Genomic DNA, 18,842 nt, shown 5'->3' on the forward strand with positions numbered 1-18,842 from the left:
GGCCCATGTTCGACACCGTTCTGGTCGCCAACCGGGGCGAGATCGCCCTCCGTGTCATCAAGACGTTGCGCCGCCTGGGCATCCGGTCGGTGGCCGTCCACACCGAGGGCGACACGACCCATGCCGACGAAGCCGACGTGGCGGTGAAGATCGGCAGCTACCTCGACGCCTCCGAAGTGGTGGAGGCCGCCCGGATAACCGGAGCTCAGGCCATCCACCCCGGCTACGGATTCCTCTCCGAGAACACGAACTTCGCGGCCGCGTGCCATGACAACGGCATCGTGTTCGTCGGCCCGCCCGCCGGCGCGATCGAGGCGATGGGCGACAAGATCCGCGCCAAGGAGACCGTCGCGGCGGCCGGGGTCCCGGTGGTGCCGGGCGCGTCGACCGATCTGGCGGACTTCGCGGAGTTCCCCGCCCTGATCAAGCCGTCGGCCGGTGGCGGCGGCAAGGGCATGGTGCTGGTGCGCGCCAAGGAGGAGCTGCCCGAGGCGCTCGCCTCGGCCGCGCGGACCGCGCTGGCCGCCTTCGGCGACGGCACCCTCCTCATCGAGCGCTACGTCGAGAGCCCCCGCCACATCGAGATCCAGGTGCTGGCCGACGCCCACGGCAACGTGATCCACCTGGGCGAGCGCGAGTGCAGCCTGCAGCGCCGGCACCAGAAGATCGTCGAAGAGGCGCCCTCGCCGCTGCTCGACGAGGCCACGCGGGCCAAGATGGGCGCCGCCGCCGTGGAGGCCGCGCGCAGCGTCGGCTACGTCAACGCGGGCACCATCGAGTTCATCGTCCACGGCACGACCGGCGAGTTCTTCTTCATGGAGATGAACACCCGCCTTCAGGTCGAACACCCCGTGACCGAACTCGTCACCGGTCTCGACCTGGTCGAACTCCAGCTCAGGGTGGCGGCGGGCGAGGAGTTGCCGCTGACCCAGGACGACGTGCGGCTCGACGGCCACGCGGTGGAGGCCCGCGTCTACGCCGAGGATCCCGCGCGCGGCTTCCTCCCGAGCACCGGCCGCGTCCTCAAGCTCACCGAGCCGAAGGTCCGCTTCGACTCGGGCATCGCCGAGGGCGGCGTGGTCGGCACCGGCTACGACCCGATGCTCGCCAAGGTGATCGCGTGGGCCCCCACCCGGGACGAGGCCCTGGCCACGCTCGACAACGCGCTGCGGGAGACGGTCATCCTCGGGGTGACCACCAACCTGGGCTTCCTCCAGAAGCTGCTGCGCAACGACCGGGTCCGGCGGGGCGTGCTCGACACCGGGCTCGTCGAGCGCGAGGTCGACCCGGCCGAACCGGAGATCCCGGGTCACGTGCTCGCCGAGGCGGCCCGCCTCTTCGCCCCGGTCGCCGCCTCCGACGACCCCTGGGACATCCCCGACGGCTGGCGGCTCGGCCGGCACCGTCCGCCGGCCCACCTTCTTGAGGTCGGCGGGGAGATCGTCGAGGCGCCCGAAGACGACGGGGTGACCCGCCGGTTCACGACCGCCCGCGACGGCGCGACCCTCTGGCTCCACTCCGAGGGGCGGACGTACAAGGTCGCCCGGCACGAGCCCATCGAGGAGCGGTCGGCCGCCGCCCAGGCGGGTGACGGCGCGGTGCGCAGCCCGATGCCGGGGACCGTCCTGGTCGTGAAGGCCGCGCAGGGCGACCGGGTGGCCGAGGGGCAGCCGCTGCTGATCGTGGAGGCCATGAAGATGGAGCACACCGTCACGGCGCCGGTCGGCGGGACGGTCACCCTCCGGGTGCGGGCCGGTCAGCAGGTCGCCCTCGACGAGGTCCTCGCGGTCGTGGAGGCGGCGCTGTGACGTTCAAAGGCGCGACGTACCGGATCGAGAATCTGCCCGACGAGGTCACGATCTACGAGGTCGGGCCGCGCGACGGGCTGCAGAACGAGAAGACGATCGTGCCGGTCGAGGTCAAGGCCGAGTTCGTCACCCGGCTCGCGGCGGCGGGCCTGAAGGTCATCGAGGCGACCAGCTTCGTGCACCCCAAGTGGGTGCCGCAGCTCGCCGACGCCGAGGAGCTGCTCACGGTCGTCCACCGGAAGGACCAGGTGCGCTATCCGGTCCTGGTGCCGAACGAGCGCGGCCTGGACCGCGCGCTGGAACTCGGCTGCACCGAGATCGCGATCTTCGGCAGCGCGACCGAGACCTTCGCCCAGCGCAACCTGAACCGGTCGCTGAAGACCCAGTTCGACATGTTCGCCCCGGTGGTCCGGCGGGCGCGCGAGAACGGGCTCAGGGTCCGCGCCTACGTGTCGATGTGCTTCGGCGACCCGTGGGAGGGGCCGGTCCCGATCGGCCAGGTCGTCGACGTCGGCAGCCGGCTGCTCGACCTCGGCTGCGCCGAGTTGTCGCTCGGCGACACGATCGGCGTCGCCACCGCCGGGCACGTCGGCGCGCTGCTCGACGCCTTCCCCCGGGAGCGGCCGCTCGCGGTCCACTTCCACGACACCTACGGCCAGGCCCTGGCCAACGTCGTCGAGGCCCTCCGCCACGGCATCACCGTGATCGACGCCAGCGCGGGCGGCATCGGCGGCTGCCCCTACGCCAGGTCGGCCACCGGCAACCTCGCCACCGAAGACCTGGTCTGGCTCCTCGACGGCCTCGGCATCCGCCACGGCGTCGACCTGCGGGAGCTCGCCGCCACCAGCCACTGGCTGGCCGGCAGGCTCGGCCGCCCCAGCCCCAGCGCGGTGGTCCGCGCCCTCACGAAGGAGTGAGAATGCTCACCGAAGACCACGAAGACCTGCGCAAGACCGTCGAGGCGTTCGCCCGCGACGAGGTCGCCCCGGTCATCGGCGGCCTCTACGAGAAGGGCGAGTTCCCCTACGAGATCGTCCGGAAGATGGGCGCGATGGGCCTGTTCGGCCTGCCCATCCCCGAGGAGCACGGCGGCATGGGCGGCGACTACTTCGCTCTGTGCCTGGCGCTCGAAGAGCTGGCCCGGGTCGACTCCAGCGTCGCCATCACCCTGGAGGCCGCCGTCTCGCTGGGCGCGATGCCGCTCTACCGCTTCGGCACCTCCGAGCAGAAGGACGAGTGGCTGCCCCGGCTGGCGGCCGGTGAGCTGCTGGGCGCGTTCGGGCTGACCGAGCCCGGCGGCGGCTCCGACGTGCCCGGCGGCATGCGGACCACCGCCGTCCTCGACGGCGACGAGTGGGTGATCAACGGGTCGAAGGCGTTCATCACCAACTCCGGCACCGCCATCACCGGCTTCGTCGGGGTTGCCGCCATCACCGGCCGGAGGGTCGACGGCAAGCCCGAGATCTCCACGATCATCGTCCCGGCGGGCACGCCGGGCCTGGGGGTCTCCGAGAAGTACTCGAAGGTCGGCTGGTCGTCCAGCGACACCCGGGAGTTGTCGTTCACCAACTGCCGGGTGCCGGCGGCCAACCTCCTCGGGCAGCGCGGCCGGGGCTACGCCCAGTTCCTGCAGACCCTCGACGAGGGCCGGATCGCCATCGCGGCCCTGTCGGTCGGCCTGGCCCAGGGCTGCGTCGACGAGTCGGTCCGCTACGTCGCCGAGCGTCACGCCTTCGGCCACCCGATCGGCCACTACCAGGCGATGCAGTTCAAGGTCGCCGACATGGAGGTCCGCGCCCACACCGCCCGCCTGGCCTACTACCACGCGGCCGAGCGGATGCTGCGCGGCCTGCCGTTCAAGAAGGAGGCCGCCATCGCCAAGCTGGTCGCCTCGAACGCGGCGATGGACAACTCCCGCGACGCGACCCAGGTCTTCGGCGGCTACGGTTTCATGAACGAATACCCGGTCGGCCGCTTCTACCGCGACGCCAAGATTCTGGAGATCGGTGAGGGCACGAGCGAGATCCAGCGCCTCCTGATCGCCCGTGAACTGGGCCTCGGAGGGCTCTGACCACGATTAATTAATCCTTAGAAAGCCGATCAAGCGTGCGGGTCCACTCCCGGCTGCTGGTTGTCTGTGTACGACAACCCCCGTAACCCAGATGAAGGGCATCACAGTGGACCTGAACGTCACTCGTCGTCGCGCCATCGGCACCGCCGCGCTGGCCGGGGTCGGCGTCGCGGTCGCGGCGTGTTCCGGAGAGCAGGCCCCCACCAGCGCCGAACCGGCTCCGGCCGACAGCGCGGCCGCGCCCCCGGCCGCGACCGACGCCCCCGCGGCCGGCGGCAACGCGCTCGCCGCGACGGCCGACGTGCCGGTCGGCGGCGGCGTGATCACCGAGCAGGCCGTGGTGACGCAGCCGGAGGCCGGCACCTACAAGGCCTTCAGCCCCGTCTGCACCCACCAGGGCTGCAAGGTCAAGAGCATCGACGCGGGCAAGATCGTCTGCCCGTGCCACAACTCGCAGTTCTCGATCGCCGACGGATCGGTCCAGGGCGGCCCCGCCGCCACCCCGCTCCCCGAGGTCCCGATCAAGGTCGAGGGCGACCAGATCCTCCTCGGATAAGTGCGAAAGTTTGGCACCATTACCATCAGTGGTACGTGGCCGGACGTACCACTTCCCACCTGCTTAAACTTCCGTCAAGCCGGATGTTCCGGACGGGCTCGGTAGCCGGGCGACCGCATCCCGGTGATGGACGCGCAGGTCGGACGGATCCTAGAGTCCTCTCATGACGTCCGGTGATCTCCAGCTTCGCAGAGCAGAGAAGACCGACGCGGAGCAGATTTTCGCGTTGGCCCGCGAATTCGCCGTGTCGTTCCGACCAGAGCGGGCCGCCTTCGACGCCGCCTTCCCCGAGCTCCTGGAGAACGAGGAGGCGCTGCTCCTCGTGGCCACCGTCGACGGCGTCGTCCGGGGCTACCTCCTCGGCTTCACCCATCTGACCCTGTTCGCCAACGGCCGGGTCGCGTGGGTGGAGGAGGCGATCATCGAGAGCGGCTTCCGCCGCCACGGCCTCGGCCGCCATCTGCTCGCGGAGTTCGAGTTGTGGGCGCGCAGCCGCGACGCGGGATACGTCGCGCTGGCCACGCGCCGCGCGGCCGAGTTCTACAAGGCGACCGGCTACGAGGTGTCGGCCACCTACTACCGCAAGCTGCTCCGCCCGAGGAATCCCTAGGAAGTGAGCCCTAGGAAGTGAGCTGGGCGTCGAGCCGGTAGCCGTCGACGGTCACGTAGACCGAGTCGCCCGGCCGCGCGTTCAACCGCATCAGCACCGGCTGCAGCGAGTCGAAGACCGGCTGCCGGTCGCGCCACACCAGCACCACGGCGTTGTCGCCGGGACCGGTCACCGACAGCAGGGTGCCGGGGCGCATGCCGAGCTGGGCCGCGTAGTTCTCCGGCACCGCGACCGGTTCACCGCGCAGGTGCCCGCTGGTGACGTCGATGCGCTGCCAGCGGCGCGGGTCGGACGCCGGGCTCGGCGTGCTGCGCGGGCTGGGCACCAGGTGCGGGCGCGGCGCTCCGCCGGTGAGGGCGTTGAGCGCGGCCAGCGCGGTCGCCGGGTCGGGGCCGCTGTGGGCCATCTTCGGTATCGGCACGCCCGCCGGGCGGGCCGGGTGGCCGTTGGCGCCGGGGGTGCGGCGCGGCAGCGGGGTGTCGCCCACCGGGGCGCCGTTGGCGGGGGACGTCGTGTTCGCGGGAGTTTTCGGCAGGGCTTCCATCCAGGCCTTGGCGGAGTGGGAACGGATGCCGAGCTGGCCGAGCAGTTCGATCACGTCGGCGTCGGCCGGGTGGGCCGACAGCAGCTGGCGGGTGCGGTCGCGCAGGCCGCCCAGGTCGCCCACGACGAGCCAGCCGTCCTGCAGCCGGCGGTCGGGCATGAGCGTCACCAGGACACGCCACAGGGGCGTACGCAGCGCCGGGACCTCGATCGGGTGGGACGGATCGGCGCCGATGAGCTGTTCCTGGGTGGCGGCGGTGCCGAGCCACTCGGTGAGGCCGAACAGGTGGCCCGTCAGGGCGGCGGAGTCGGGGGAGCGCAACCACATCAGCACGCGCTCCTCGGCGGTGCGCTGGGCCTGCGACAGCAGCTCGCGGTCGACGTTGAGCTCGTGGGCGAGGGTGCGGAGGCTGATCGGCTCGGCGGCGAACAGGCGCTGCGCGGCGACCGCGCGCTCCAGCTGGTTCCACTCGCGGAACAGGTGCTCGACCAGGCCGACCATCGGGTGTTCGGCCGTGTTGAGCGGGGCGGGCTTCTCGGGCTCCTTGGCCGGGGCGGGCACCACGGGGGTGCCGTTGACGGCCGGTTTCACGCCGTTGACCTGGCCGCGCGCCGGGATCGCGGGGATCGCGGCCATCATGCCGGTCTCCTCGACGGCCGGCACGGGGGCCGACAGCGGCGCCGGCTTGGCCGGTTGCTGGACCGGAGCCGGAGCCGGAGCCGGGGCCTGCGGCGCGGCGGCCGCAGCGGCGGCCGGGGCCGGGGCGGCGGTCTCGGCGGGGATCTCGATGCGGATGTGCGTGAAGATCTCCTTGAACACCGCCGTCAGCACCACGTCGGGCGTCGCCGCGGCCGACGGGGTGTCGAGGTCGCCGGCGGTGAGGCGGCGCAGGCGCTGCCAGCCGCCCAGCCCGATGATCACCGAGCGGACGGGGTCGGGCCAGCCGGGGAGCTGACGGTCGACCGTGTGCACCTGCACGGCCGGCATGAAGTCGGTCAGCGGCAGATGGTCGAGATGGGCCACGGCGAGCCGGGCGAGCCGCTCGCAGACCCAGTCAACTCCGGTCGTGCCGAGGGCACGGCCCAGTGCGACGGAGCCCCACCAGCCGCCGGGGAGGCGTGGATCTCCCAGCACCTCGGCCACCTGCTGGGGGCGGCTCCAGCGAAGAGCGGGAACCAGATCGCTCAGGCAGATCGTTGACTCGGCGTCCATCGGTTTGACCGCACCCTCCCGAGAGTGACGCTTGTTGCTAATGGTGCAGCTTACGCCGCAAGCTATCAATTGGTGTCAATAGGGTAAAGCTCTGTTGCGTTCTTGACGGCCGGAGGACGGCCGCCGACAAGCCCAACGGCCCGCCGGCCTGCGCGGCAGCCCGCTTCGAGACATTCGGAACGGGTGGAACCCGCGAGTCGGGCCGTGAGGAACCCGGCCGCGAACGCGTCTCCCGCGCCGGTGGAGTCGACGACGCGGTCGGCCGGCCCCGCCGTGGCGGCACCGGCCCGAGCAACGATACGCCCGTCTTGGGCGAGAAGCGCGCCCGCCGGGCCGAGCTTCACGACCGCGGTTCCGTAGATGTCGCCGAGGAGTTCGGCTGCCCGCTCCGGATCGGCGGCTCCGGTCAGCGCGAGCGCCTCGTCGCGGTTGGGCACGATCACATCGGCCTCCCGCGTCTCGGCGAGGAACCGTTCGGTCCCGAACTCGCGCAGGAACCGCGTCGACGCGGGGTCGACGCTGACCGTGCGGCCCCGCGCGGCCCGCATGGCGATCCGGGCCAGTTCCAGCCCCTCCGGCGTCCACATCAGGTAGCCGGACAGGTGGAGGCAGGCCACGCCGTCGAGCAGCGCGTCGCTCCAGTCGCCGGGGCCCAGACGACGCGCCGCGCCCCGGTTCGTCAGGAACGACCGCTCGCCGGCGTCGTCGACCATGGCGATGACGACGGCGGTCGGGCGGTCGGGGTCGACGGTCACATGGGTTTTGACGCCGCTCAGCGCGTTCAGGTGCCACACCGCCGTGTCGGAGCCGACGCGGGCCAGCAACCGGGCGTCGCCGCCCAGGTGGGCGGCCCACGCGGCGGTGTTGGCGCCCGAGCCGCCCGGCCGCAGCGTGATCTCGGCCTCGGTGTCGGTGCCCGTGGCCACCGGCTCGGAGTGGAGCGCGACGACGTCGGTCACGACATCGCCGATCACCAGCAGCCCCCTCGTGTCCCGGGTCACGGGGCCCTCGGATCCGGCGTCGGTCACGACCTCGCCGATCACCGGCCGCGCCCGCATCCCCGATCCCATGTCCCTCAATTCTCCGGCGTCCAGGATGACGCGATTTCCGCCGCGAGGCGGGTGTTTCCGCGGACTGCCGCGAGGTTGGCGGCAAGTGAGGCGCCTTGGGTGGCCTCGACCAGGTATTCCAGCAAGTACGGGGTGATGGCCTGACCCGTCACCCCGCCGGTCTCGGCCGCCCGGAGGGCCTCGGCGAGGACGCGGTCGTGCAGGGCCGGGTCGAGCTGCTCGTCCTCCGGGACGGGGTTGGCGACGATCAGGGCGGTCTCGGGGCCGCCGAGGGCGTCCTGGGCGCGCATGATGCCGGCCGCCTCCCCGGCCGACTCGATGCGCCAGTCGACCGGTTCGCCGGAGGTGTGCAGGTAGAAGCCGGGGAAGGTGTCCGTGCGGAAGCCGACCACGGTGACCTGGCGCGTTTCGAGGCGCTGCAGTGTGGCGGGCACGTCCAGGATCGACTTCACGCCGGCGCAGACGACCGTGATGCGGGTGCGGCTCAGCGTGTCGATGTCGGCCGACTCGTCCTGCACCGAGGTGTAGCCGCGGTGCACGCCGCCCAGGCCGCCGGTGGCGAACACGCGGATGCCGGCCCGCGCGGCCAGGAACGAGGTCGCCGAGACCGTCGTCGCGCCGCTCAGCCTGAGCGTGGCGCACGGCGCGAGGTCGCGGAAGCCGAGCTTGCGCAGCCCCGGCTCGGTCGCGACCCGCACCAGTTCCTCGTCGGTCAGGCCGGCCCGGGGCACGCCGTCGAGCACCGCGACCGTGGCCGGGACCGCGCCGCCCGCCCTGACGAGTCCTTCCAGCTCACGGGCCACTTCGAGGTTCCTGGGCTGCGGCAGGCCGTGGGAGATGATGGTCGACTCCAGTGCCACCACCGGGCGGCCCTCCGCGAGCGCGGTCGCCACTTCCTCGGAACGCTTGATCATTTGAAATATCCCCATACGTCGCAGGTGGTCCCAGAGCACTCACAAATGTAAGGTGCGGACATGGTGTCCCAGCCGCAGCCCCATTGGCAGACCGGTCTCTAGCCCCGCTCCCGCTTTCGTCACGCCACGAAACCGAGGGGACTCACCATGTTCGACGTCGTCATCGCCGGGGCCGGCCACAACGGCCTGGTCGCCGCCGCCTATCTCGCCCGCGCGGGCAGGAGCGTGCTCCTGCTGGAGCGGTTCGGCCACGTGGGCGGCCTGGCCGTCTCGGCCCAGGCCTTCCCGGGGGTCGAGGCCCGGGTCTCGCGCTACTCCTATCTCGTCAGCCTGCTGCCCTCCAAGGTCGTGACCGACCTGGGGCTGCCGCTCGACCTGCGGCGGCGGCGCTTCTCGTCGTACACGCCGGTCGGTGACGGCGGCCTGCTGGTCGACGGCGGCGACGACGACCGCACGGCCGCCTCGTTCGCGAACGTCACCGGGAGCGGCCACGAGATCGTCGCCTGGCGGCGCTTCTACGCCATGACGGCCGCCGCCGCGACCGCCGTCGCGCCCACCCTGATCGAGCCGCTGATGCCGCGCGAGCGCCTCCGCGACCTGGTGGGCGAGGCGTGGACCGATCTGTTCGAACGCCCCATCGGCCAGGTGGTGAACGAGCGGTTCGCCGACGACGTGGTGCGCGGGGTGGTGCTCACCGACGCCCTGATCGGCACCTTCGCCGACCCCGACGCCGACCTGCTGGCCAACCGGTGTTTCCTCTACCACGTCATCGGCGACGGCACGGGCGACTGGAACGTCCCGGTCGGCGGCATGGGCGCCGTCACGGGCGGCCTCGCCGAGATCGCCCGCAAGGCGGGCGCGCAGATCCGGGTGAACGCCGAGGTGGTCGCGATCGACCCGGCGACCGGCGAGGTGACGTACCGGGACGAGAGCGGCGAGCACACCGTGACCGGCGGGAAGGTCCTCGCGAACCTGCCCCCCTTCACGCTCGCGCGCCTGCTCGGCGAGGAGGTCCCGGAACGGCCCGAAGGCGCCCAGCTCAAGATCAACATGGTGCTGAAGCGGCTGCCCCGGCTGAAGGACCCCTCGGTCGACCCGCGGGAGGCCTTCAGCGGCACCTTCCACATCAACGAGAGCCGCGACCAGCTCGCCGCCGCCTTCCGGCAGGCGTCGGCGGGGGAGATCCCCGGCCTGCCGCCCGCCGAGGTCTACTGCCACTCGCTGACCGACCCCTCGATCCTCGGCGCCGACCTGCGCGCTTCCGGCGCGCAGACCATGACGCTGTTCGGCCTGCACATGCCCGCGCGGTTGTTCGACCGCCCGGAGGCCAAGGAGGAGGCGGTGCGCCGCACCCTCGCCTCGATCGACTCGGTGCTCGCCGAACCCATCGAGGACGTGCTGCTGCCCGGCTGCCTGGAGGCCAAGACCCCCCTCGACCTGGAGAAGGACGCGGCCCTGCCCGGCGGGCACATCTTCCACCAGGACCTGTCGTGGCCCTACGCCGAGGGAGAGGGCCGCTGGGGCGTGGAGACCGCCCACGAACGGCTGCTGCTGTGCGGGGCGGGCGCCCGGCGCGGCGGCGGGGTGAGCGGGATCCCGGGCCACAACGCCGCGATGGCCGTTCTGGGTCGTTAAGGGTCCTCTCAGAGGCGGTCGTTACCGTGTGAGCGTGACGGACGAAACACCCCGGCTCCTGGTCGTCGACGACGAACCCGCCCTGCGTGAGGCGCTGCGGCGCAGCCTGGAGTTCGAGGGATACCGGGTCGGGACGGCCTCCGACGGGCTGGCCGCGCTGGCCGAGCTCCAGCGCGAGCCCTACGACGCCGTCCTGCTCGACGTCATGATGCCGCGCCTCGACGGGCTCACCACCTGCCGCCGCCTCCGGGCGGTCGGCGACCACGTGCCGATCCTGATGCTGACCGCCCGCGACGCCGTCGGCGACCGCGTCTCGGGCCTGGACGCCGGGGCCGACGACTACCTGGTCAAACCGTTCGAGCTCGACGAACTGCTGGCCCGGGTGCGGGCGCTGCTGCGGCGCGGCGCCCTGGCCGCCGGGGACGGCGCCGAACTGTCCTTCGAGGGCCTGCGGATGAACCCGGCCACCCGGGAGGTCCGGCGCGGCCGGCGGCCCCTCGACCTGACCCGGACCGAGTTCCTGCTGCTGGAGCTGTTCCTGGCCCATCCCCGGCAGGTGCTGAGCCGGGAGCAGATCCTCAGCGCGGTGTGGGGCTTCGACTTCGAACCCTCGTCCAACTCCCTGGACGTCTATGTCATGTACCTGCGCCGCAAGACCGAGGCCGGTGGGGAGCCGCGGCTGATCCACACCGTGCGCGGGGTCGGCTACGTGCTGAAGGCCGCGCCGTGAGCCTGCGGCGGCGCGTCACGATCGTGATCGCGGTGGCGGTGGCCGTCGCCATCGCCGTCTGCGCCGGGGCGAGCTGGCTGATCGTCCGCGACCGGCTCCGCGACCAGCTCGTGGAGTCGCTGGAGCAGTTCCCCGTGCTCGACGTGCAGGTCGCGCAGGCGCTGGCCCGCTGTGGCCAGGACTACCCCGACCAGCCGTGGGACCCTTCGGGGCGCGGCTGGCAGCTCGTCAGGGCCGACGGGTCGATCTGCCAGGAGGGCTCCTCGGCGCTCGACCCCCTGCCCGCCGAACTCGCGCTCGCCGCCGCCTCGGGCCGGCCGGTGGTGCGCGACGGCGTCCTGCGCGGCAAGTACCAGACGCCCGTCATCGCCTACACCGAATGGTTCGAGCCCGGCACGGCGCTGACCGTGTTCCGGTCGACGCGGGAGATGGACACCTCGTTGCGGGTGCTCGGCCTGGTGCTCGCCGGGGTCTGCGCCGTCGGGGTGCTCGGCGCCTGCGTCACCGGCCTCTATCTGGCCCGGACGGCCCTGCGCCCCGTCGCGTCGCTGACGGGCGCGGTCGAGCACGTGGCCAGGACCGAGGACCTGGAGGTCCGCATCCCCGTCGACGGCAAGGACGAGATCGCCCGCCTGGGCGCCGCCTTCAACACGATGACCGCCGCGCTGGCCGCCTCGCGGGACCGCCAGCGGCAGCTCGTCTCCGACGCCGGCCACGAGCTGCGCACCCCCCTCACCTCCCTGCGCACCAACATCGACCTGCTGCTCCGCAGCGAGAACACCGGCCGCCCGCTCGCGCCCGAGGCCAAGCGGCGGCTGCTGGTCAGCGTGAAGGAACAGTTCGAGGAGATGTCGTCGCTCATCGCCGACCTGCTGGAACTGTCCCGGAACGCGGAGACCGGCGGCTCCTCGACCGATGTGGAGCTCCAGGACATCGTCTCGGCGGCGGTGGACCGGGCCCGGCGGCGCGGCCCCGGGCTGGTCTTCGACGTGGAGTTGTCCCCGTGGCGGGTGCGCGGGGATGTGCGCGGGTTGCAGCGTGCGGCCGTTAACATTCTGGACAATGCGGTCAAGTTCAGCCCAGAGGGGGGCACCGTGACCGTCCGCTTGCGGGACGGCGAACTGACCGTCCGGGACGAGGGACCAGGCATCGCCGACGAGGAGCTCCCGCACGTCTTCGAACGCTTCTGGCGATCGCCCGCCGCGCGCAGCCTGCCCGGTTCGGGCCTGGGCCTGGCCATCGTCGCCCAGGCGGTGCGGGCCGCCGAAGGCGACGTGCGCCTGGCGAGCGGCCCGTCGGGCGGGACGACGGTGACCGTGAAGCTGCCCGGAACCGCCGCGTGATCGAGATCGTGCTGCCCGTCTACAACGAGGAACGGGTGCTGGCGTCGAGCGTGTCCACACTGCTCGGCTTCCTCCGCCGGGAGTGTCCCTTCCCGGCCCAGGTGACCGTGGCCGACAACGGCTCGACGGACGCCACCTGGCAGGTGGCCCGATCTCTGGACGACGTCCGGACGATCCGCCTGGACGCCAAAGGCCGCGGGCTCGCCCTGCGGGAGGCCTGGTCGTGGAGCCAGGCCGACGTGGTGGCGTACATGGACATCGACCTGTCCACCGACCTGGCCGGCTTCGTGCCCCTCGTCGCCCCGTTGCTGGCGGGGGAGTGCGACATCGCGGTCGGCTCCCGGCTGGCCCCCGGCTCGTCGGTGGTCCGCGGTCCCCGCCGGGAACTCATCTCCCGCACCTACAACCGGCTGCTGCGCTCGCTCGGCGCGGAGTTCACCGACGCCCAGTGCGGCTTCAAGGCGCTGCGCACCCCGGTCGCGCGGGAGTTACTCCCGCACGTGACCGACGACGCCTGGTTCTTCGACACCGAACTGCTGCTCAAGGCCCAGTGGGGCGGCTACCGCATCCACGAGGTGCCCGTGCGGTGGGTCGACGATCCCGACAGCAGCGTGGACGTCGTGCGCACCTCGATCGCCCAGCTACGCGGCCTCGCCCGGGTGGTGTCGGAACACGATCGCGGGGTAGCCGCAGCCACATGGACAAACAGGCATTCATCGCGCTCCTGAACGAGGACCTCGAAAGCGAATACCGCTCGATCGTCCAGTACACCCAGCACGCGGCGACCATCAAGGGCGCCGAACACCAGCCCATCGTCGAGGAGATGCGCGCCCACCTGTCACAGGAACTCGAACACGCCTCCGCCCTGGCGGAGCAGATCGACTTCCTCGGCGGCGTCCCCTCGGTGCAGGTCCCGCACATCCCCGACGCCCACGACGGCGCCGCCGCCCTCCGGCTCGACCTGGAGCTGGAGGAGACCCAGCTCGTCCGCTACCGGGAGCGGGTCGAACAGGCCGTCGCCCTCGGCCTGCCCGACGTGGCCGAAGCCCTGCGCCCGCTGCTCCAGCAGACCCAGGACCACGTCATGGACCTGCGGGGCGCCCTCGGCGGATGACGGCGTCGACCGCCGTCGCGGTCCGTCCGCGCAGGATGACGGGGTTGACCTCGACCAGCGCGAAGCCCTCCCGGCGGGTCATGCCGGCGATCGCGACGGCGGTCCGGGCGAGTGTCCCGACGTCCGGAACGAGCCGGGCGGCCCTCAGTTCCCGTACGGCCCGCGCGACCCGCTCCGGCGTGACGGGGAGCGGGATGACGGCGGCGTCGTCGAACACCTCCACCCATGCTCCGCCGAGCGCGATGACGACGACCGGGGTGACGGCGTCGTACCGGACGGAGACCATGACCTCGACCCCCGGGGGGACCATCTCCTCGATCAGGACCGGCGGGGGGAGTTGCCGCAGGGCCCTGTCGAGGTCTTCTCGTGTCGAGACGCCCAGGATGACGCCGCCTTCGGCGGCCTTGTGGCGGATGTCGGGGGAGTGGACCTTGACCACGACGGTGCCCAGCTCCTTCCGGAGCGCTTCCGCTTCCTCCGGGCCGGCGGCCACCGCGCCTCGGGGGACGGCGATGCCGTGGGCCTTGAGGCAGGCCTTGCCGTCGGCCTCGCTGAGCCAGGTGTGCGGGTGGCGTTCGCCGGATGAGACGTCCGGCGGCGTGTGCGATGCCTGCTGGGAACAGTGGGCGATCTCGCGCAGGCGGTCCAGGTCGAGCCGGGCCGTCATGGCGTGAGCGCAGATCAGGCCCTCGGTGAGACCCGCTGCCGGGACCACCCCCAGGTCGGTGAGGTGTTCGGCGGTGGCCTCCGGCATGAGCTCGGGGAGGGTGGCGGCCACGACGACCGGGATGTGCAGATTCGCCGCCGCGCGGGTGATGCCGTCGAGGGCGGCGTCCCACGCCTCCGTCTGCTCGGCGTCCAGCTCCTCCGGACGGTCGTGGTAGGCCAGCACCACGCCGATCGCCGGGTCGTGGGCGGCCGCGGTGATGATGTCGGCGGTCTGCCGCGTCTCGCCGAAGACGACGGCGGTGTAGTCGAGGGGGTTGGCGGCGGTGGCGGTGCCGGGAAGCAGGCCCTTCAGCCGGTGGACTGTGCCGGCGCTCAAGGGCGGGAGCGGGATCCTGAGCCGGGCGGCCTCGTCGGCGGCGACGGCGGCGTCGCCGCCGGAACAGGTCACCACCAGGACACCGCTTCGATGGGGCCGGGTGTTCCCCGGAAGGGCGCTTGGCACATCGCCGCCGGTGCCCGAGGGGTGCGGGCTCGCTTCGTCTCTGCCGGCGGAGCGCCCGGCGCGGCTCAGGGCTTTGGCCAGTTCCAGGAGTTCGTGGGGGTTGCGGGCCCACACGCCGCCCGCTTCCTCGATCAGCGCCTTCAGGACGCGGTGGTCGCCCGCGACCGCGCCCGTGTGGGCGGACGCGGCGGCGGCCCCCTGTTCGCTGGAGCCCGCCTTCAGGACGGCCACCCGGATGCCGTGTTCGGCCGCGAGCGCGAGGGCCGCCGGGAGGCCGGGGTCTTCGGTTTCGAGGTAGAGGGCGGCCGAGGTCACGCCGTCGAGTTCGGTCAGGGCCGCGAGGTAGTCGGATGCGGTGAGGATCGCCTGGTTGCCACCCGAGATGACGGTGTGGAGCCGCAGCGCGCGCCTGCTGAGCAGGGCGTTGACCGCCACGTTGCCGCTCTGCGAGATGAGCGCCACCGGGCCGGGGCGTCGGGGGAGGTAGGCGTCGCCCCACATCGGGGCCTTGCCGACCACGGAGACGATGCCGTTCCCGTTGGGGCCGCAGACGGGGAGGTCGTGGGCGAGGGCGATCCGGCGGAGGTCGTCCTGGAGGGCCCGGCCCTCGGGGACCTCGGCGAAACCGGCCGCGAGTACGACCGCGCCGCCACACCCTCGTTCCCCCGCCTGCCGGAGAAGGTCCGGCACGGTGGCCGCCGGGGTCGCGATCACGAGCGCGTCCGGGACGATCGGCAGGTCGCCGATGGTCGGCACGCAGGACACGCCGCAGACCTCGCGGGCGGTGGGGTGCACCCCGTGCACGGGCCCCGGGAAACCGGCGGTGACCAGGTTGGCGACCGCCTGGTTGCCATAGGAGCCGGGGCGGGTCGAAGCGCCGACGACGGCGACCGAACGGGGAGCGAGCAGGCGCGCGGGTCTCACCCTCCCAACACTGGTTGGTCAACCAGTCAGCAGTCAAGGATGGTCGTCAACACGAGGCGCTGCTGGGGTAGGCTTGCCGGGTGCGCAGCGCGGAGGGCGCCCGGAGCAGCCGGGCCGATCAGGCAGATCAGCGCCGGGCCGAACTGCTGGACGCCGCCCGGCGTGTGGTGCTGGAACGGGGCCTCGCCAGCACCCGGGTCTCCGACATCGCGAAAGCGACCAACGTCAGTGGCGGGCTGATCCACTACCACTTCGCCACCAAAGACGACCTGATCACCGCCATGCTGCGGGCCACCTCGGAGAGCGAGGTCAGGCGGCTGCGCGAGATCATCGCCGGTCCCGGCACCGCCATCCAGCGGCTCGACCGCGTGTTGCGCTTCTACATCCCCTCGTCGCGCTCCGACCAGAGCTGGATCCTGTGGCTCGACGCGTGGGCGCTGGGTGTGCGGGAGCCCCACGTACGCGAGATCCTGCTCGAACTCGAAGGCGGCTGGATCGAGATCCTGTCCGAGGTGATCTCGCAGGGCATGGAGGCCGGCGAGTTCACCTGCGACGACCCGCAGGGGGCCGCCGAGCGGCTCGACGGCATGCTCGACGGGCTCGTGGTCCGCTACACCCTGCATTCGGGGGCGATGTCGCGCAAGCGCCTGCTGGAGCACGCGCGGATCGCGGCGGCCCGCGAGGTGGGCGTCGACCGGTCCTCGTTCCCTGCTTGACACGGTGATCGCTCTCCGATTTGACTGGGTCGCCAGTCAGGATCGTTGGGGAGAGCGACATGTCGCTGATACGGCTGTCGGACGAACAGATCGAGTTGCGTGACCGGGCGAAAACCTTCGTCGACGACGTGCTGATTCCACGGGAGGAGTCGGCCGAACGGGCCGGTGGGCGACTGCCCTCCTCCGACGTCACCGAGATCATGAAAGCCGCCCTCGCGGCGCGGCTCAACGGCGGGCGGCACGCCGTCGAACACGGCGGGCAGGGGTGGTCGGCCACCGACTACGTCGTGGTGCACGAACAGTTCGGCCGCAACACCAACGGATTGTGGTGGTGGGTCCCCGACGCCTACAACGTCCTGTCGGCCGGCACGCCCGACCAGATCTCCCGCTACCTGCGCCCCGCCCTGCGCGGCGAGGGATGGGTCTCCTACGCGGTGACCGAGGAGTATGCGGGCTCCGACCCGTCGGCCATCTCGACCGTCGCGGAACGGGTCGGCGACCGGTGGCGGCTCGACGGCGAAAAATGGTTCGTGACCAGCGGAGACGTGGCGGCCGTCCACATCGTGGTGGCCCTGGCCGAAGACGCCGGGCCGACGTTGTTCCTGGTGGACGCCGAGGCCGACGGGGTCGAATACCTCGACGACCCGCCCTTCACCCACTCCTTCCCCCACGGGCACCCGACGCTGCACCTGAACGGCGTGCTGGTCGGCGACGACGCCGTGCTCGGCGGGCTGGGTCAGGCCGACGCGCTCCAGCGGAACTGGTTCGTGGAGGAACGGCTGGGCATCGCCGCCCACTGCGTCGGCGCGATGACCCGGCTGCTGGACGAGGCCGTGGCCTGGGCCTGTGAGCGGGAACAGGGCGGCGCGCGGCTCATCGACCACCAAGGCGTGGCCTTCCCGCTGGCCGACTCGGCGGCCGACGCCGCCGCCGCGCGGCTTCTCGTGTACGAGGTGGCGGCGCTTGCCGATTCGGGGGCCGACCGGAAGGTGGTGCACGCGAAGGCGTCGCTGGCGAAGCTGTTCGCGTCGGAGGCGGCGTGGCGGTGTGCGGACCGGGCGGTGCAGACCTTTGGCGGGCGGGGGTACATGCGGACGAACGTGGCCGAACGGTTCCTTCGGGAACTGCGGGTCGACCGGATCTGGGAGGGGACGAGCGAGATCCAGCGGCTGATCATCACGCGGTCGATGGAGCGGCGAGGAGTCCGGCAGGTGATCGCCTAGCGGCCCCGCGCTCTCTCCTCGACAGGTGGCGCCGACTGCCGCCTGACCACGAAGTCTGCGATTTTCTGGCGGGTCAGCGGCATGTGATGGAGTGCAGCCTCTTACCGGCCGCGCAGGTGAGCGGGGATGCCGTCCTGTCGGGGCATTCGGCGTTGCATCAGCCAGCCCAGCAGCAACGCCGCTAGTGAGGTCAGCATCAGCAGCGCCGCGAGTGCGTTCAGCGCGGGTGTGGGCGCGTTTCGTACGGCGCTGTAAAGCTTGATGGGGACGGTCACCGACGACGCGTCGGGGGACAGGAACGCCGAAATGACGAAGTCGTCCATCGACGACGCGAAGACGATCATCGCGCCGGCGAACACGGCGGGGGTCAGCAAGGGGAGCAGGATCAACCGGACGGCGTTAAGGCGGCCGCAGCCGAGGTCGCGGGCCGCCTCCTCGTAGTCGGTGCCGATCGACGCGAGCCGGGAGCGGACGATCACCACGACGTACGAGACCGAGAACGTCACGTGACCGAGGATCTGGGCCGGTTGGCCCAGCGGCACGAACAGATAGAGGTTGGTGAAGACCAGGTACAGCGCCGAGCTCAGAACGATCTCCGGGGTGGCCAGGGGCATCAGGGTCAGGCCGCCGACCGCGCGGCCCGTCCGGCCCCGCCAGCGTGCTAGGCCGAGGGCGGTCGCGACCCCGAGCGGGGTGGCGATCAGCGTCGTGAGACCGGCGACCGTCAGGCTGTTGACCAGGGCCAGTCGTAAGGACGGGTCTTCGGCCACCGAACCGGACGAGCCGAAGTACCACTGCAGGGAGAAACCTTGCCAGGTGCTGCGGGAGCGGCCGTCGTTGAAGGAGAACTGGATCGCCACCAGGATCGGCACCGCCGACCACACGACATAGGCCCACGTCACCGACGCAAGCACCCACGGACGTCGTCTCATGCGATCTCCTCTCCGGCCAGAGTCACGTATTGCACTGCCGGAGTGTCGAGCGCAAGACGTGAATGACCGAATTCGATTCCGGACATTCGGGCACGTCCGTTACAGACGCTTCATTGGGTGTGACTCTGATCACATCCAAGTCGATCTCGACGGCATTGACGTCCATACATAACTACACGTGTGGGCGTTGTGACCTATGTCGGAGATTGTCCTCCTTTATCTCCGCCTTATTCCCATAAATGATCACGCTGGCATCTAACGGGCCTGGT

Annotated in this window: 17 protein-coding genes; 12 read left to right on the forward strand and 5 right to left on the reverse strand. The window is 71.6% G+C overall.

The genetic code is table 11. From position 1 onward, the window contains the following. The first annotated feature begins 5 nt into the window (after window positions 1–5). The 5 genes from AW273_RS05410 (at window position 6) to AW273_RS05430 (ending at window position 5,045) form a co-directional block, all read left to right on the forward strand. Complete coding sequence (locus AW273_RS05410) at window positions 6–1,808, forward strand: acetyl/propionyl/methylcrotonyl-CoA carboxylase subunit alpha (RefSeq protein WP_062345793.1); 1,803 nt, start codon at window positions 6–8, stop codon at window positions 1,806–1,808. Beyond that, on the forward strand, window positions 1,805–2,725 hold the full coding sequence (locus tag AW273_RS05415) for a hydroxymethylglutaryl-CoA lyase (RefSeq protein ID WP_062345795.1): 921 nt from the start codon (window positions 1,805–1,807) through the stop codon (window positions 2,723–2,725). Before AW273_RS05410 ends, AW273_RS05415 begins: the two co-directional genes overlap by 4 nt. A gap of 2 nt (window positions 2,726–2,727) precedes the next feature. After that, the gene (locus AW273_RS05420; protein ID WP_062345797.1) at window positions 2,728–3,879 is read left to right on the forward strand and encodes an acyl-CoA dehydrogenase family protein; all 1,152 of its coding nucleotides are present in this window, start codon (window positions 2,728–2,730) and stop codon (window positions 3,877–3,879) included. Window positions 3,880–3,970: 91 nt separating this feature from the next. Continuing rightward, complete coding sequence (locus AW273_RS05425; RefSeq protein WP_062345799.1) at window positions 3,971–4,435, forward strand: Rieske (2Fe-2S) protein; 465 nt, start codon at window positions 3,971–3,973, stop codon at window positions 4,433–4,435. Between the two features lie 163 nt (window positions 4,436–4,598). After that, on the forward strand, window positions 4,599–5,045 hold the full coding sequence (locus AW273_RS05430; RefSeq protein ID WP_062345801.1) for a GNAT family N-acetyltransferase: 447 nt from the start codon (window positions 4,599–4,601) through the stop codon (window positions 5,043–5,045). Window positions 5,046–5,055: 10 nt separating this feature from the next. Here the strand turns inward: AW273_RS05430 and AW273_RS05435 are convergent, their stop codons facing one another. The 3 genes from AW273_RS05435 to AW273_RS05445 form a co-directional block, all read right to left on the reverse strand. Continuing rightward, window positions 5,056–6,801 (reverse strand): hypothetical protein, encoded by a 1,746-nt coding sequence (locus AW273_RS05435; RefSeq protein ID WP_157555579.1) that lies wholly within the window; start codon window positions 6,799–6,801, stop codon window positions 5,056–5,058. Between the two features lie 65 nt (window positions 6,802–6,866). Beyond that, entirely contained in the window at window positions 6,867–7,871 is a 1,005-nt protein-coding gene (locus AW273_RS05440; protein WP_232327085.1) for a carbohydrate kinase family protein, read from the reverse strand. Window positions 7,872–7,876: 5 nt separating this feature from the next. Beyond that, on the reverse strand, window positions 7,877–8,785 hold the full coding sequence (locus tag AW273_RS05445) for a pseudouridine-5'-phosphate glycosidase (protein WP_062345805.1): 909 nt from the start codon (window positions 8,783–8,785) through the stop codon (window positions 7,877–7,879). A 147-nt stretch (window positions 8,786–8,932) separates the two neighbouring features. On the opposite strand from AW273_RS05445, the gene AW273_RS05450 reads away from it, so the two are divergent. From AW273_RS05450 to AW273_RS05470, 5 genes are read left to right on the forward strand one after another with little or no spacing between them, the layout of a single operon-like run. Continuing rightward, window positions 8,933–10,420 (forward strand): phytoene desaturase family protein, encoded by a 1,488-nt coding sequence (locus AW273_RS05450; protein ID WP_062345807.1) that lies wholly within the window; start codon window positions 8,933–8,935, stop codon window positions 10,418–10,420. Window positions 10,421–10,454: 34 nt separating this feature from the next. After that, window positions 10,455–11,150 (forward strand): response regulator transcription factor, encoded by a 696-nt coding sequence (locus tag AW273_RS05455; protein ID WP_083949548.1) that lies wholly within the window; start codon window positions 10,455–10,457, stop codon window positions 11,148–11,150. Next, window positions 11,147–12,493 (forward strand): sensor histidine kinase, encoded by a 1,347-nt coding sequence (locus AW273_RS05460; protein ID WP_062345810.1) that lies wholly within the window; start codon window positions 11,147–11,149, stop codon window positions 12,491–12,493. Before AW273_RS05455 ends, AW273_RS05460 begins: the two co-directional genes overlap by 4 nt. Next, on the forward strand, window positions 12,490–13,221 hold the full coding sequence (locus AW273_RS05465; RefSeq protein ID WP_062345812.1) for a dolichyl-phosphate beta-glucosyltransferase: 732 nt from the start codon (window positions 12,490–12,492) through the stop codon (window positions 13,219–13,221). Before AW273_RS05460 ends, AW273_RS05465 begins: the two co-directional genes overlap by 4 nt. Next, window positions 13,191–13,607 carry a ferritin-like domain-containing protein gene (locus AW273_RS05470; RefSeq protein WP_062345814.1) on the forward strand — a complete coding sequence of 139 codons (417 nt, stop codon included), beginning with the start codon at window positions 13,191–13,193 and terminating at the stop codon, window positions 13,605–13,607. The genes AW273_RS05465 and AW273_RS05470 overlap by 31 nt, the downstream gene beginning before the upstream one ends. Here AW273_RS05470 and AW273_RS05475 read toward each other — a convergent pair. Continuing rightward, entirely contained in the window at window positions 13,576–15,702 is a 2,127-nt protein-coding gene (locus AW273_RS05475; RefSeq protein WP_062345815.1) for an acetate--CoA ligase family protein, read from the reverse strand. The genes AW273_RS05470 and AW273_RS05475 overlap by 32 nt on opposite strands. 80 nt (window positions 15,703–15,782) lie before the next feature. Between AW273_RS05475 and AW273_RS05480 the strand changes: the two genes are divergently transcribed. Both AW273_RS05480 and AW273_RS05485 read left to right on the forward strand, forming a co-directional pair. Further along, complete coding sequence (locus AW273_RS05480; protein ID WP_062345817.1) at window positions 15,783–16,418, forward strand: TetR/AcrR family transcriptional regulator; 636 nt, start codon at window positions 15,783–15,785, stop codon at window positions 16,416–16,418. 59 nt (window positions 16,419–16,477) lie between these two features. After that, a complete protein-coding gene (locus tag AW273_RS05485; protein ID WP_062345822.1) occupies window positions 16,478–17,641 on the forward strand; it encodes an acyl-CoA dehydrogenase family protein in 1,164 nt (387 codons plus the stop codon). Between the two features lie 101 nt (window positions 17,642–17,742). On the opposite strand, the gene AW273_RS05490 is transcribed toward AW273_RS05485, so the two are convergent. Beyond that, the gene (locus AW273_RS05490) at window positions 17,743–18,573 is read right to left on the reverse strand and encodes an ABC transporter permease (RefSeq protein ID WP_062345824.1); all 831 of its coding nucleotides are present in this window, start codon (window positions 18,571–18,573) and stop codon (window positions 17,743–17,745) included. Window positions 18,574–18,842 lie beyond the last annotated feature (269 nt).

This window comes from Herbidospora yilanensis, from assembly GCF_001570565.1.
Lineage (GTDB): Bacteria > Actinomycetota > Actinomycetes > Streptosporangiales > Streptosporangiaceae > Herbidospora > Herbidospora yilanensis.

What these genes read in the sequence shown, in the direction of transcription:
- AW273_RS05410 (WP_062345793.1), top strand. Translation starts at nt 6, where the DNA reads ATGTTCGACACCGTTCTGGTCGCCAACCGGGGCGAGATCGCCCTCCGT.
- AW273_RS05420 (WP_062345797.1), top strand. Translation starts at nt 2,728, where the DNA reads ATGCTCACCGAAGACCACGAAGACCTGCGCAAGACCGTCGAGGCGTTC.
- AW273_RS05425 (WP_062345799.1), top strand. Translation starts at nt 3,971, where the DNA reads ATGAAGGGCATCACAGTGGACCTGAACGTCACTCGTCGTCGCGCCATC.
- AW273_RS05430 (WP_062345801.1), top strand. Translation starts at nt 4,599, where the DNA reads ATGACGTCCGGTGATCTCCAGCTTCGCAGAGCAGAGAAGACCGACGCG.
- AW273_RS05435 (WP_157555579.1), bottom strand. Translation starts at nt 6,801, where the DNA reads ATGGACGCCGAGTCAACGATCTGCCTGAGCGATCTGGTTCCCGCTCTT.
- AW273_RS05440 (WP_232327085.1), bottom strand. Translation starts at nt 7,871, where the DNA reads ATGGGATCGGGGATGCGGGCGCGGCCGGTGATCGGCGAGGTCGTGACC.
- AW273_RS05445 (WP_062345805.1), bottom strand. Translation starts at nt 8,785, where the DNA reads ATGATCAAGCGTTCCGAGGAAGTGGCGACCGCGCTCGCGGAGGGCCGC.
- AW273_RS05450 (WP_062345807.1), top strand. Translation starts at nt 8,933, where the DNA reads ATGTTCGACGTCGTCATCGCCGGGGCCGGCCACAACGGCCTGGTCGCC.
- AW273_RS05470 (WP_062345814.1), top strand. Translation starts at nt 13,191, where the DNA reads ATGGACAAACAGGCATTCATCGCGCTCCTGAACGAGGACCTCGAAAGC.
- AW273_RS05485 (WP_062345822.1), top strand. Translation starts at nt 16,478, where the DNA reads ATGTCGCTGATACGGCTGTCGGACGAACAGATCGAGTTGCGTGACCGG.
- AW273_RS05490 (WP_062345824.1), bottom strand. Translation starts at nt 18,573, where the DNA reads ATGAGACGACGTCCGTGGGTGCTTGCGTCGGTGACGTGGGCCTATGTC.